Annotated in this window: 13 protein-coding genes; 6 read left to right on the plus strand and 7 right to left on the minus strand. The window is 57.8% G+C overall.

Going from position 1 to position 14208, the window contains the following annotated elements; translation table 11 throughout:
* Positions 1–132: 132 nt before the first annotated feature.
* Positions 133–1359 (plus strand): argininosuccinate synthase, encoded by a 1227-nt coding sequence (locus tag LA304_RS01355; protein WP_224501317.1) that lies wholly within the window; start codon positions 133–135, stop codon positions 1357–1359.
* A gap of 100 nt (positions 1360–1459) precedes the next feature.
* Here the strand turns inward: LA304_RS01355 and LA304_RS01360 are convergent, their stop codons facing one another.
* The 4 genes from LA304_RS01360 to LA304_RS01375 form a co-directional block, all read right to left on the minus strand.
* Positions 1460–1876, minus strand: coding sequence for a DUF7282 domain-containing protein (locus LA304_RS01360; protein ID WP_224501318.1), 417 nt, complete (start codon positions 1874–1876; stop codon positions 1460–1462).
* Between the two features lie 166 nt (positions 1877–2042).
* Entirely contained in the window at positions 2043–2597 is a 555-nt protein-coding gene (locus LA304_RS01365; protein WP_224501319.1) for an ester cyclase, read from the minus strand.
* A 117-nt stretch (positions 2598–2714) separates the two neighbouring features.
* Complete coding sequence (locus LA304_RS01370; protein WP_224501320.1) at positions 2715–3587, minus strand: ribokinase; 873 nt, start codon at positions 3585–3587, stop codon at positions 2715–2717.
* Positions 3588–3608: 21 nt separating this feature from the next.
* Positions 3609–5873, minus strand: a complete 2265-nt coding sequence (locus tag LA304_RS01375) for an NADP-dependent malic enzyme (protein WP_224501321.1) — start codon at positions 5871–5873, stop codon at positions 3609–3611.
* A gap of 170 nt (positions 5874–6043) precedes the next feature.
* Between LA304_RS01375 and mutS the strand changes: the two genes are divergently transcribed.
* Positions 6044–8656 (plus strand): DNA mismatch repair protein MutS, encoded by a 2613-nt coding sequence (gene mutS, locus LA304_RS01380; RefSeq protein WP_224501375.1) that lies wholly within the window; start codon positions 6044–6046, stop codon positions 8654–8656.
* Here mutS and LA304_RS01385 read toward each other — a convergent pair.
* Positions 8653–9231 (minus strand): nucleotide exchange factor GrpE, encoded by a 579-nt coding sequence (locus tag LA304_RS01385; RefSeq protein WP_224501322.1) that lies wholly within the window; start codon positions 9229–9231, stop codon positions 8653–8655. The two genes, mutS and LA304_RS01385, sit on opposite strands and share 4 nt — an antisense overlap.
* A gap of 11 nt (positions 9232–9242) precedes the next feature.
* Positions 9243–10307, minus strand: coding sequence for a heat-inducible transcriptional repressor HrcA (hrcA, locus tag LA304_RS01390; RefSeq protein WP_224501323.1), 1065 nt, complete (start codon positions 10305–10307; stop codon positions 9243–9245).
* A 122-nt stretch (positions 10308–10429) separates the two neighbouring features.
* Between hrcA and rph the strand changes: the two genes are divergently transcribed.
* From rph to hemW, 4 genes are read left to right on the plus strand one after another with little or no spacing between them, the layout of a single operon-like run.
* Positions 10430–11143, plus strand: a complete 714-nt coding sequence (gene rph / locus LA304_RS01395; protein ID WP_224501324.1) for a ribonuclease PH — start codon at positions 10430–10432, stop codon at positions 11141–11143.
* Entirely contained in the window at positions 11143–11757 is a 615-nt protein-coding gene (gene rdgB, locus LA304_RS01400) for an RdgB/HAM1 family non-canonical purine NTP pyrophosphatase (RefSeq protein WP_224501325.1), read from the plus strand. Before rph ends, rdgB begins: the two co-directional genes overlap by 1 nt.
* 2 nt (positions 11758–11759) lie before the next feature.
* Positions 11760–12143, plus strand: coding sequence for a RidA family protein (locus tag LA304_RS01405; protein ID WP_224501326.1), 384 nt, complete (start codon positions 11760–11762; stop codon positions 12141–12143).
* Positions 12144–12145: 2 nt separating this feature from the next.
* Positions 12146–13303 (plus strand): radical SAM family heme chaperone HemW, encoded by a 1158-nt coding sequence (gene hemW / locus LA304_RS01410; protein ID WP_224501327.1) that lies wholly within the window; start codon positions 12146–12148, stop codon positions 13301–13303.
* Here the strand turns inward: hemW and LA304_RS01415 are convergent.
* Positions 13300–14208, minus strand: coding sequence for a ParB/RepB/Spo0J family partition protein (locus LA304_RS01415; protein ID WP_224501328.1), 909 nt, complete (start codon positions 14206–14208; stop codon positions 13300–13302). The two genes, hemW and LA304_RS01415, sit on opposite strands and share 4 nt — an antisense overlap.

A 14208-nucleotide genomic window follows, 5' to 3' on the forward strand; every position in this document is an offset into this window, starting at 1 on the left:
CCCTTTTCGGCTATCTCACCACGTGGTTTAGAACTTTTACACGCAGACCTAAAGCAATCTTCGGTCGCAAACCTTGCTCTTATCCCCAAAACCCGATAATCGCGCCTGCGTGTCCTAAACAAGGAAAGTCCAATGTCTGCGCCCAAAAAAGTCGTTCTCGCCTACTCTGGTGGTCTTGATACCTCGATTATTTTGAAATGGCTCCAGACCGAATATGGCTGTGAGGTCGTTACCTTCACCGCCGATCTTGGTCAGGGCGAAGAGCTTGAGCCGGCGCGCGCGAAGGCCGAGATGCTCGGCATCAAGCCTGAGAACATCTACATCGAAGACGTTCGCGAAGAGTTCGTCCGCGATTTCGTGTTCCCGATGTTCCGTGCAAACGCGGTTTACGAAGGTCTGTATCTCCTCGGCACCTCCATCGCACGTCCGCTGATCTCCAAGCGTCTTGTCGAGATTGCGGAAGAAACCGGTGCTGACGCCGTCGCTCACGGCGCGACCGGCAAAGGCAACGATCAGGTTCGTTTCGAACTGTCCGCCTACGCGCTGAACCCAGACATCAAAGTGATCGCTCCGTGGCGTGAGTGGGATCTGTCGTCCCGCACGAAACTACTTGATTTTGCAGAGAAAAACCAAATTCCGATCGCGAAAGACAAACGCGGCGAAGCGCCGTTCTCCGTCGACGCAAACCTCCTGCACACCTCTTCCGAGGGCAAGGTTCTCGAAAACCCGGCAGATCAGGCACCGGACTACGTTCTTCAGCGCACCGTGCCGGTTGAGCAAGCTCCGAACGAGCCGGAATACATTGAAATCACGTTCGAAAAAGGTGACGCGGTTGCCATCAATGGCGAGGCGATGTCCCCTGCAACGATCCTCACCAAACTCAACGAACTGGGCGGCAAGCACGGTATCGGCGTTCTCGATCTCGTTGAGAACCGCTTCGTCGGCATGAAGTCTCGCGGCATCTACGAAACGCCGGGCGGCACCATCCTGCTTGAGGCGCACCGTGGGATCGAACAGATAACCCTCGATTCCGGCGCAGGTCACCTCAAAGACAGCCTGATGCCGCGCTACGCAGAGCTGATCTACAACGGGTTCTGGTTCTCGCCGGAGCGTGAAATGCTTCAGGCCGCCATCGACAAATCCCAAGAAAACGTGTCCGGCACCGTTCGTCTGAAACTCTACAAAGGTTCCGCGTTTACCGTGGGTCGTTGGTCCGAAGCGTCGCTCTATTCCGAAGCTCACGTGACGTTCGAGGACGATGCAGGTGCCTACGATCAGAAAGACGCAGCGGGCTTTATTCAGCTCAACGCTCTGCGCCTCAAACTGCTCGCGGCACGCAACCGTCGCCTCAAAAAATAAGCGTCGGCAAAACGTCGGACATGTGTCGGACTTTTGTCGGGCACATCCTCAAATAAAAAGGGCGCCACGCGGGCGCCCTTTCTTGTACCGGGGTTTGGCTTCACATCGCGGACACAATCGCCATGACGAGATTTCCGTCCGGCTTGATCGGTCCGTCCTCTTTCGCACCGAGCGTGTATTCGAACACACCAGTCGCCATCCCGCCGTCTTCGGAATGGATCATCAGCATGAACATGTCGCCGGCGGCGACTTCTTCCTGCAAGATCGCGGCGACATCCGTGTTTTCGCCTGCGCGCAACGGCGCGTAGCCAACAACCGGACCCGGCTTCATCATCTCATCGGTGCGGTGCACCACCATCCAACCGTTTTCTTCTGCGTAAATCATTGAGGCGGAGATGATGCCGTTTGACACGTCCTGATCCATGGCTTCAACCATGGGCGCCATCGCGTGATCATCCGCAAACGCCGCCCCCGCCATAAGTGCAAAACCAAAAGATGCTGTGAGAATACGTTTCATAATCTTTACTCCTGTTGAACACTGATTTCAGTCATCAGTGCATTGGTTACGCCCAGTGGTCTGTCTTGGATGACGTGGGAGCGATCACGTCTCATCACGGCCGCGTCAGGCACGAAAAAGGGCGCCACGCGGGCGCCCTGATCCGATCTGGCGTTGCTAGGGGGGATTAGCGCAGGCCGATCTGTTTGTAGAAAGCGTCGTTGTCCCAGAAGAGGTATTCTTCGTCCATCACGCCCTCATCGGTCCAGTGACCCACGGTCGCCATGGTCAGTTTATAGGCTTGGCCGGTCGGCTCGATGAATTGACCACCGCCGATTGCCATCGGCTCGGAGAAGGTGCCTTCGATGACGCCGACAACGCCGGTCCATTCGCCCTGACCGATACGGATCGGGTGGGTTTCGATGCGTGTGTCGGGCGCGAAGGAGAAGAAGAATTTCAGATCGTCGATGTGAACGTCGACGCCCGTAGTGGTGTGTCCGTCCGGCCAGTGAACGAGGATGTCTTCTGCGTGGCTTTCATGCAGGCGATCCCACTGTTGGTTGGTGAACACTTCGAAGTCGAGCGTGTCGAAGGTTTCGAGGTTCTGGGCGATGCGGGCTTCTTCGGCTTGGTACTGAGCGAGCTCGGACAGAGCGGCGGTGACTGCGGAAGAGTCTTCTGCGAAAGCGGCTCCGGAAACTGCGGTGAAAGCAGCAGCGGCGAGAGTGATGTAACGGTTCATTGTGTGTCTCCTATGTGTGTGTCGGGCAGTGCCCGTTTCCTTGAGGAGACATTAGCCAACGGTTATTATTACCAATATGGCGAATTTATAGTATCATCTTCCTTAATTTGTTCTCAATCATATCTGAAAGCCCGCGACCTCATCCGCAGTCGGAATCGCATCGGCGGTGCCTGCGCGTGTAACCTTGAGAGCGGCGGCTTTTGCGGCCCACTCCATCGCGTCCTTGATCTTCATCCCGAGATCTAGACCGGCGGCGACGTATCCGATGAAGGTATCGCCCGCGGCGGTGGTGTCGACCGGCGTGACTTTCGTAGAGGTGACTTCGATCACTTCACCCGTCTCGTTCGACCGCCACATTGCGCCTTTGCTGCCCTGAGTTACGATGATCTGCGGCGCCGGAATTTGTTCGAGTGTCACGCTCAGCGCCTCACACAATTGCGCCGCTTCCACTTCGTTCATGACAAGCATGGACACATCCGGCAGCAACTCCTTCACCGCCATCGCCGAAAACGGTGCGGCGGAATAGATGACCCGCATCCCTTTCACGAGTGCAAAAGACGCTGCATGCGCCTGAAGGTTCGTTTCATTCTGAAGAAGCAGGGTGTCGGACGGCTTTGCGTTATCAATCGCCGCAACGACAAATTCGCCGTCTTGCCGCACGTTCGCACCAGGCTCTAGCACGATCATGTTTTCCGCGCTGGCATCAAGGTAGATGATCGCGTGACCCGTCGTGCCATCGACATCGCGGAGGAACTGACAGTTCACACCATGGGTTTCGATCCGCTCGCGCACCCATGTGTCCGACTGGCCGATGGCGCCAATGTGAAACACCTCTGCGCCCGCCTTCGCCGCCGCAACGGATTGGTTCATCCCTTTGCCGCCAAGACCGATGCTATGCGACACTGCGCTTAGCGTTTCGCCGGGCTCGGGAAAGTGAGGGAGCGTGTAGAAGTGGTCAATATTGACCGATCCAAGGTTGTAGATCGCCATTTACACTGCTCCCTCTTTTTCTCAGGTGGTTTGCCCCACCTTACATGCCGCAATGATCGCCATGTTCAGAATATCGTTTACTGTAGAAACAGTTGAGCAAATCTGAATGGGCTTATCAACGCCTGTCAAAATCGGACCGATGATCGTCGCACCGGCCATTTCCTGCATGAGTTTCACGGAAATCGAGGCGGAGTGACGTGCCGGAACGACGAGAATGTTCGCGGGACCAGACAGGCGGCAGAACGGATAGGACGCCATCGCATCCGGATTGAGCGCCACGTCTACGGTCATTTCGCCGTCGTATTCGAAGTCGACGCCACGACCGTCGAGAACGCGGGACGCCACGTGCATCTTGTTGGCGCGCTCGGACACAGGATAGCCGAAGGTTGAGAAGGAAACGAAGGCAACGCGCGGCTCAAGACCCATCGCGCGCGCAACTTGTGCGGCGGCTTCGGCGATATCTGCGAGATCTTCTTCCTCCGGCCATTCGTGGACGAGCGTATCAGCGATGAAGATGATCCGGCCTTTGTGCAATAGCGCGGTCACACCAACAGCACCGTCTTTGGCCGTCGCGTCGAACACAGAATTGATCCGGTCCAAAACGTGCGCGGATTTGCGTGTCGCGCCAGTCACGAGACCATCCGCGTGCCCATGAGCCAGCATCAGCGCGGAGAAGGCGTGACGATCCCGCGCGGCGAGGCGGTGAATGTCTTTCTGGTCATGACCGGAGCGCTGAAGGCGGTTGTAAAGGAAGTTCTTATAATCCGCGAGGTGCGGCGTGTTCGCTGCGTTGATGATTTCGAGGTCGGCAATCGCTTCGCCGAGACCTTCTTCCTGCAGCTTCTGACGGACATCTTCGGTCCGACCGACAACGAGCGCACGACCGAAACCACCACGACGATAGGCGACAGCGGCACGGAGCACGCGGGAATCGTCGCCTTCTGCGAAGACCATCGTGGCTTGGGCCTGACGGGCGCGGGCGTAGAGACCCTGAAGGATTTGCTGGGTCGGGTCCATGCGGGCCTGAAGATCGCTCGCGTAGCCTTCCATGTCGATGATCGGACGACGCGCGACGCCGGTGTCCATACCGGCCTGCGCAACGGCGGGCGGAATGGTGTAGATCAGACGCGGATCGAACGGCGTCGGGATGATGTAGTCGCGACCGAAGGTCAGCTTTTTGCCGTAAGCCAGCGCCACTTCGTCCGGCACGTCTTCACGAGCGAGGGCCGCGAGGGCCTCTGCACAGGCGATTTTCATCTCATCGTTGATGGCGCGGGCGTGAATGTCGAGCGCACCACGGAAGAGATAGGGGAAACCGAGGACGTTGTTGACCTGGTTCGGATAGTCGGAACGACCGGTGGCGACGATCACGTCATCACGGACTTCGTGCGCATCTTCGGGCGTAATTTCCGGATCAGGGTTCGCCATCGCAAAGATCACGGCGTTCGGCGCCATGGATTTCACCATATCCTGCGTCACCGCGCCTTTTGCGGACACACCGAGGAACACATCCGCGCCTTCCATCGCTTCGGCGAGCGTACGAGCGTCGGTGACAGCGGCGTGGGCCGATTTCCACTGGTTCATACCTTCGGTACGGCCCTGATAAATCACGCCTTTGGTGTCGCACATGATGCAGTTGTCGTGCTTCGCGCCCATCGCTTTGACGAGTTCGAGACAGGCGATCCCAGCAGCACCCGCACCGTTGAGAACGATCTTACACTCTTCGATCTTCTTGCCGGAGATGTGCAGAGCGTTGATCAGACCAGCGGCGCAAATCACGGCGGTGCCGTGTTGGTCGTCGTGGAAGACCGGAATGTCCATTTCTTCCTTGAGACGCTGCTCAATGATGAAACATTCGGGCGCTTTAATGTCCTCAAGGTTGATGCCGCCAAAGGTCGGCCCCATCAGGCGAACGGCGCGAATGATCTCTTCCGGATCTTCAGTGTCGAGCTCGATGTCGATGGAATTCACGTCCGCGAAACGTTTGAAGAGAACGGATTTCCCTTCCATCACCGGCTTGGATGCGAGCGCGCCGAGGTTCCCGAGACCCAAAACCGCCGTCCCGTTGGAGATCACAGCGACGAGGTTCCCTTTGTTCGTGTAGTCGTAAGCGGTTTCAGGAGTGGCCGCGATGGCCTCACAGGGAACGGCAACACCCGGAGAATACGCGAGCGACAGGTCGCGCTGAGTTGTCATCGGCACGCTCGGCGTAATGTCGAACTTGCCGGGGCGTGGTTCCATGTGAAACGTCAGTGCTTCTTCGCGAGTCTGTTTGATTTTGGACATTCGGGTGGGCCTCCTCGTCGTCAGTCGCGTCTACTTACCGATACGTAAGCCGCGCCTCAACAAAAAGAACGCGATCTTGCCCTTTACGCCGCAATTAGGGCCAGTAAGTTGGTGCGAAATTCCAACCCGGGGAGCAAACCTTGGCATCTCAGACGCCCGCCGCCACGCCGATGATGGCGCAATATCTCGAAATTAAATCCCGTCACCGCGACGCTCTGCTGTTTTATCGCATGGGGGATTTCTATGAGATGTTCTTTGACGACGCGGTTGCGGCGTCGGAGGCCTTGGATATTGCACTCACAAAGCGCGGCAAACATGCGGGCGACGATATCCCCATGTGCGGCGTGCCGGTGCATTCGGCGGAGACCTATCTCCTGAACCTCATTCGCAAGGGGTTTAAGGTCGCCGTTTGTGAACAGCTCGAAGATCCAAGCGAGGCGAAGAAGCGCGGGTCCAAATCCGTCGTGAAGCGCGATGTTGTGCGTCTCGTCACTCCCGGCACGTTGACCGAAGACAGCCTCCTCGATGCCCGCCGGCACAACTACCTCGTGGCCTATTCGGAAATCCGTGGTGAGGGTGCATTGGCGTGGGTCGATATCTCCACCGGTAGCTTTCATGTGATGCCCTGCCCGCTCGTCGGTCTCGGGCCGGAACTCGCGCGCCTCAATCCGTCCGAGGTGATCGTGTCAGAGTCCGATGAGGCGAATTGGGCTGGATTAGTGTCTGATTTTGCGGATCGGATGACTCCTCTGTCGCGTGCATCTTTCGATAGCACCTCCGCCCAGACGCGCCTGACGGCGCTCTTTAACGTCTCGTCGATGGACGCCTTCGGGCAATTCACCCTGCCCGAGATTTCGGCCATGGGCGCGATCATCGACTATCTGGACATCACCCAGAAAGGCAAACTGCCGCTGGTCCGTCGACCCGTTCGAGAGACCATGCGCGGCGCGATGCAGATCGACGCTTCGACGCGTCGGAACCTCGAAATTTCACAGGCGCTCTCTGGCGGTCGCGACGGGTCGCTCATCGCGACGATGGACCGAACCGTAACCGCCGCCGGTGGCCGTCTTTTGGAACGGAGGCTGTCGAGCCCGTCGCGTAATGTGGAGGTCATCACCGATCGCCTCGACGCAATCACCTTTGCCATTGAACACCGCACCACCGCGCAAACGCTCCGCGATCTTTTGCGCAAAGTCCCAGATATGGAACGCTCCCTCTCCCGCCTCGGGCTGGAGCGCGGTGGCCCCCGTGATCTCGCCGCCATTCGCAATGGCCTGACCCAAGCCGAAGACATCTATGAAGCGCTCTCAGCAAAGCCAGTTTCGACCCTAATCCAGCAGAAAATGGCCTTCTTGACGGAGCATGCAGAGCTTATTGACCTGCTCGACGCGGCGCTGGTTGCGGAGCCGCCATTGCTCGCCCGTGACGGCGGATATATCGCGCCGAACTATGACGAAGAGCTGGATGAGTGCCGGACGCTGCGTGATGAGGGGCGCGGTGTGATTGCGTCGCTCCAGTCGAAGTATTCCGAGATCGCGGGCGTTTCCTCCCTCAAAATCAAGCACAACAACGTCCTCGGCTACTTCATCGAAACGACAGCGACACATGCTGAGAAAATGCTGTCGCTCTCCGAGACGTTCATCCACCGCCAAACCACCGCGAACCAAGTGCGCTTTACGACGCTGGAGTTGTCGGAACTTGAGACCAAAATCCACAATGCGGGTGGCCGTGCGCTTGAGATTGAGAAGCGTCTGTTTGAAACGCTGCGTATGGCGATCCTCGAACGCGCACCTGCGATCAACGACGCATCGGAGGCGCTTGCGGAGCTGGACCTGATCACCTCGCTGGCCGATCTCGCGCAGAGCGAGGGCTGGACCCGCCCGCAGGTCGATATGGGCCGCGAATTCATCGTTAAAGGCGGGCGTCACCCCGTCGTGGAGCGCGCGCTGCGCAAACAGGGCGGTGAAAAGTTCGTAGCGAATGACTGTGATCTATCTGACGGGCGCGACGGTGCTGCGATTTGGCTGCTGACCGGTCCGAACATGGCCGGTAAATCCACTTTCCTCCGTCAAAACGCGCTTATCGCGCTCATTGCGCAGGCTGGCTCCTATGTTCCGGCGGCTGAGGCGCACATCGGCGTGGTGTCGCAGCTCTTTTCCCGAGTTGGCGCGTCGGATGATCTCGCGCGTGGACGATCAACGTTCATGGTTGAGATGGTTGAAACGGCTGCGATCCTTAATCAGGCGGACGACCGCGCGCTTGTCATCCTCGATGAGATCGGTCGCGGCACGGCGACTTATGACGGGCTTTCGATTGCCTGGGCGACGCTAGAGCACCTGCATGATGTGAACAGCTGCCGCGCGCTCTTTGCGACGCACTACCATGAGATGACCAGCCTGTCGGAAAAGCTCTCCGGCACCGAAAACGCCACCGTTTCTGTCAAGGAATGGGATGGCGAGGTGATTTTCCTACACGAGGTGATCAAAGGGAAAGCGGATCGCTCCTACGGGGTGCAGGTCGCGCGGCTTGCGGGGCTTCCCGATGCCGTTGTGGAACGGGCGAAAACCGTCCTTGAGGCGCTCGAAAAGGGTCAGGCGGAGAATGCGACCAATCCGAAGGCGATCATCGACGATCTCCCGCTGTTCGCCGCGATGCCTGCGCCAGTTCAGGCTGCGCCCGCAAAGGAAAGCGAGGTCGAAAAAAAGCTCGCCGAGATTCTTCCCGACGAGCTATCTCCGAGAGAAGCATTGCAACTTCTCTATGATTTGAAGGGCTTGCTTTAAGCCGGGGTCGAAGACACACCGACCTGCGCCGGACGGAGCAGGCGGTCGTGGATCATGAAGCCCACGTTCATCACCTGAATGATGTCGCCCGCTTTGGTGTTCGGCACGGGAGCTTCAAACATGGCTTCGTGCTGGTTCGGGTCGAATTTCTCGCCCACCTCCGGTGCGATGATCTGAATGCCGTGCTTGGAGAACACGTTCAGAAGCTCACGCATGGTCAATTCGATGCCTTCGATCAAAGCGGCCTGCGCCTCACGCTGATCTTCAGCAATCGCATCAATCGCACGCTTCATGTTGTCGAACACGGGGAGCATGTCACGGGCAAGCTTGGAGCCACCATAGTTTTCGGCCTCGCGACGATCCCGATCGGCCCGCTTGCGCGAGTTTTCGGCATCGGCCACCGCGCGCATGAAGCGGTCACGGAATTCATCGCGCTCGGCACGGAGCGCTTCGAGCTCCTCGGAGCTACCGACTTCTTCGGGGTCTTCGAGAGCTTCCTCAGATGTGATGTCGATGATCTCTTCTTCGACCGGGGATTTCATCTTTTCTGACATATCTTGCTTCGGATCCGTCATTTTTCACCTTTTCATGCCTTGCTGGACAGGATGCGTCCGACAAGTTGCGCCGTGTAGTCGACAATTGGAACGATCCGTCCGTAGTTCAGACGAGTCGGTCCGATGACACCCACAGCACCGATTATCTTACGATCAGCGTTCATATATGGAGAAACCACCAAAGAGGAACCCGAAAGAGAGAAAAGTTTGTTCTCTGAGCCAATGAAAATTCGAACGCCGTCGCCATCCTCAGCCAATTCAAGGAATTCGGCGATGTCGCGCTTTTTCTCGAGATCGTCAAAGAGGCTGCGAATGCGGTCAAGCTCTTCGGCCTCAGAGCTTTCGCCGAGCAGATTCGCCCTGCCCCGCACGATCAGCCGCTCATAGCTCGTCCCGTCGCCTTCCCAGAACGCAGACCCGTTTTCGATCAGGTCGGCAGCGAGGTTATCAAGCTCCTGACGGCGCGTTTTGATTTCCCGTTCGACGGTGGTCCGCAATTCGCCGAGGGTTTTGCCCTCTACGAGAGAATTGAGGAAATTCGCGGCCTCGCGCAGGGACGACGGGGTTTGTCCTGCCGGCGGCACGAACACACGGTTCTCGACCTGCCCGTCCGCAAACACGAGGATCACAAGCGCCCGATCCGGTGCAAGGCTCACAAACTCCACATGTTTTACAGCGGCTTCATGCTTGGGCGCCAAAACGAGGCTCGCTCCCTGCGTCAGACCGGAGAGCGCAGAGCCAACGCGATCGAGCATCCCGCCCACATCGGTTTGTTCATCGCGGATGGTCATTTCCATCTTTTCGCGCACGTCATCAGTGACGGTGCCGACCTCAAGCAAACCATCCACAAAGAGCCGGAGGCCCATTTGCGTCGGCACACGACCCGCAGAAACGTGCGGACTGTCCAGGAGGCCGAGATACTCAAGGTCCTGCATCACGTTCCGGATCGTCGCAGCGGAGATTTTCTCTTCCATCATGCGCGTCAGGGTGCGTGATCCAACCGGACCACCACTTTCAAGATACCCTTCGACCACCCGCCGGAAGACCTCACGGGAGCGATCGTTCATGTCAGAGATCAGATTTGCTCGATCAGTCATCTTTCTCGCGTCTTAAAAGGACCTCATGCAGTTAAAAGACATCTCACCCCACGGTCAATGAGGCTTGCGCCCGCGCGCGTCCCTTCGCTATGTCTGCGGCAACAAATATAGAAGGATCAGACATGCGACCCTCAGGTAGAAATTTAGACGAGATGCGGCCGATTTCAATTGAAGTCGGCGTTACGAAACATGCTGAAGGCTCCTGCATGATCCGCTGCGGTGACACTCATGTGCTTTGCACGGCGACCATTGAAGAGCGTGTTCCGCCGTTCATGCGCAATTCCGGTCAGGGTTGGGTCACAGCAGAATACGGCATGCTCCCGCGCTCTACGTCGTCGCGCATGCGTCGCGAAGCCTCTCAGGGCAAGCAAGGCGGAAGAACCGTTGAAATTCAAAGACTTATTGGTAGAAGCCTGCGCGCAGGTGTGGACCGCGTTGCACTCGGTGAACGTCAGATCACGGTTGACTGTGATGTCATTCAGGCCGACGGCGGCACCCGCTGCGCGTCGATCACCGGTGGCTGGGTTGCTCTGCGCCTCGCGGTGAACAAACTCATCAAAGCCGGTAACCTGACGTCCGATCCGCTGATCTCCAACGTGGCTGCCGTGTCCTGCGGGATCTACGCGGGTCAGCCGGTGCTCGACCTCGATTATCCGGAAGATTCTGAAGCAGGCGTTGATGGAAACTTCATCATGCTCGCCAACGGCCAGATGATTGAGACGCAAATGAGTGCAGAGGGCGCGACTTATTCCCGCGCTCAGATGAACGAATTGCTCGATCTCGCGGACAAAGGCGTCGCGGAACTCGTCGCCGCCCAGAACGCTGCGGTGGCCTGATGCGTAAATTCGACGGCAAAAAGCTCGTTCTTGCCTCCCACAACAAGGGAAAGCTCCGCGAAATCGCGGAGCTTTTGGCGCCTTTCGGGATTGAAGTGATCTCTGCGGGAGAACTCGGGTTCGAGGAACCGGAAGAAACAGAGGACACCTTTGCCGGAAACGCCCGCATCAAAGCGCACTTCGCCGCAAAGGAAAGCGGCCTCCCCGCCCTGTCCGATGACAGCGGCATGTCGGTCGATGGTCTGGACGGCGCGCCGGGCGTGTATTCCGCCGATTGGGCTGAAACACCCAACGGCCGCGATTTCCCGATGGCCATGCAAAAGGTCTGGGACGCTCTCGAAACGAAGAACGCACCGGAGCCGCGCACCGCGAAGTTCTGTTGCACGCTCTGCCTCGCCTGGCCCGATAGCCACGACGAGCTTTTCGAAGGCATCGTTACTGGTCGCATCGTTTGGCCTGCGCGCGGCGAGAAGGGATTTGGATATGATCCGATGTTCCTCCCCGATGGCGAAACAGAGACCTTCGGCGAAATGGAACACGAGCGCAAACAGGCCATGAGCCACCGCGCAGACGCTTTTCGTAAACTGGTCTCCGGACCATTCAAGGATCTCTGAAAATGAGTGAACGCAAACTGATCTCTTCCGGCTCTGATTTTGAAAAGGTGATGGGCTATTCCCGCGCCGTGGTTCAGGGCGATTGGTGCTTTGTTTCCGGCACGACCGGCTACGACTACGCCACGATGACCATGCCGGAGAGCATCGCTGATCAGGCCCGCAACTGTTTCAAAACCATTTCGGGTGTGCTCGAAGGTGCTGGTTTCTCCCTCGCGGACACCGTGCGCATTCAATACACGATCACAGACGCGTCTCTGGTGGACGAAGTTGTGCCGGCCCTCGGTGAATTCCTCGCCGATATTCGTCCGGCCGCAACGATGGTGGTCGCCGATCTCATCAAACCGGAAATGAAGATCGAAATCGAAATCACGGCGTTCAAAGGCTAATGATGGAAGATTGGCAACAGGGCGGCTTTGGCCTCTATTTCCATTGGCCCTTTTGTCAGGCGAAATGCCCCTATTGCGACTTTAATTCCCATGTCGCGGCCACGATTGACCAGTCGGCATGGGAACGCGCCTATCTCTCTGAAATTGATCGTGTTGCGGCCCTCACGGGGGGTCGCATCGTCAACACCGTCTTCTTTGGCGGTGGCACCCCCTCTTTGATGGAACCAGAGCTCGTAGACGCCATTTTGGGCCGGGTTAGAGACAGATTCCGACTTTCCAACAACGTTGAAATCACGCTCGAAGCGAACCCGACATCCGTCGAAGCAGGTCGTTTTCAGGGCTATCGCGACGCGGGCGTCAATCGGGTGTCGATGGGTATCCAGTCGCTCCAAGATGAGGACTTGAAGCGTCTCGGACGGCTTCATTCCGTGGCTGAGGCGCGCAAGGCGTTTGATATCGCGCGCTCGACCTTTGATCGCGTGAGTTTCGACCTCATTTACGCGCGCCAAGGCCAGTCGCCGGATGCATGGCGCGCGGAGTTGCGCGAAGCGCTCTCAATGGCAATCGACCATCTGTCGCTCTATCAGCTCACGATCGAAGAAGGCACCGCCTTCGGCGACCGCTACGAGCGCGGAACTTTGCGCAATCTCCCGACGGACGACAGCGCCGCAGACATGTATTTCGTGACGCAGGAAGAGTGCGAAGCGGCCGGTATGCCCGCCTACGAGATTTCCAATCACGCGCGACCGGGCGCAGAGAGCCGTCATAACCTCATTTATTGGAATTACGGCGACTATGCGGGGATCGGGCCGGGTGCGCATGCGCGCCTCACGCTGAACGGCCAGAAATTCGCGATTGATACGCCCCTGGCGCCGACGGCGTGGCTCAAGTCCGTCGAGAGCAAAGGTCACGGCGAGAACGAGCGCACGGCCCTCAGCGGCTATGATCAGGCCACAGAGTATCTGATGATGGGCCTGCGGATCACGGAGGGTATCGATCTGGCACGGATTTCAGCCCTTCTCGGGCGCGAATTCGAGATCGAAAGCGCATATTTGGAAGACGATGGCTTCATCCAAATCGAAAACGGGCGCCTCTCGGTCACACCGAAAGGACGCCCGCTCCTAAATGCCATCATCAGAGAACTGATTCCCGAAGATTAAACGCCTCTGGAGAGCACGCCGCAGAGCGTATCGAGTTCATCCAACGTGTCGTAGGAGATAGTCATACTGCCCTTCTCAGAGCCATCAACATGGTTGATCGTCACGCGCATACCGAGCGAGGCGGAAAGATCACCCTCAAGTGCACGCGTATCGGCGTCTTTGTCGTCCGGTTTGTAGGGCTTCGGCGCCTTCGCTTTCGTCGGAGCCTTTTCACCCTTCACGAGCTTTTCGGTCTCACGAACCGACAAACCGCCCTCAATGATCTTTTGCGCCAGTTCGGACGGGTTATCCGCCGTGACCAGCGCACGGGCGTGTCCTGCAGAGAGATCACCGTTAACGACGAGCTCCCGAACGTCGGCCGGAAGTTGCAGCAAACGCATCAGGTTCGCGATGTGACTGCGGCTCTTCCCGAGGGCTTCGGATAGCTTCTCTTGTGTATGACCGAAGCGTTCCATCAACTGCTTGTAGCCAGCCGCCTCTTCGATCGCGTTAAGATCGGAGCGCTGGATGTTTTCGATGATCGCAACTTCGAGCACTTCGGTGTCGGTGTATTCCCGCACCAGCACCGGCAGCTCATGCAGACGCGCCATTTGCGAGGCGCGCCAACGACGCTCACCCGCAACAATCTCATACTCACCCGATTTGCGACGGCTTTCGCGGACAATCAGCGGCTGAATGACGCCTTTCTCGCGAATGGAGTTGGCGAGTTCATCGAGACCGCTTTGATCAAAGGTTCGGCGCGGCTGATCAGGATTTGGTACGATTTTCTCAATCGGCACCAACATATCGGGCCGACGGATACCGTTTTCATCACTTTCAGCAGAACTTTCCGGTGTTACATCGGCCATCAATGCCGACAAACCGCGACCCAAACCTCTGCTCTTATTCTTACCTGGGCCTGCCAT

Source organism: Celeribacter litoreus (genome assembly GCF_020165855.1).
GTDB lineage: Bacteria > Pseudomonadota > Alphaproteobacteria > Rhodobacterales > Rhodobacteraceae > Celeribacter > Celeribacter litoreus.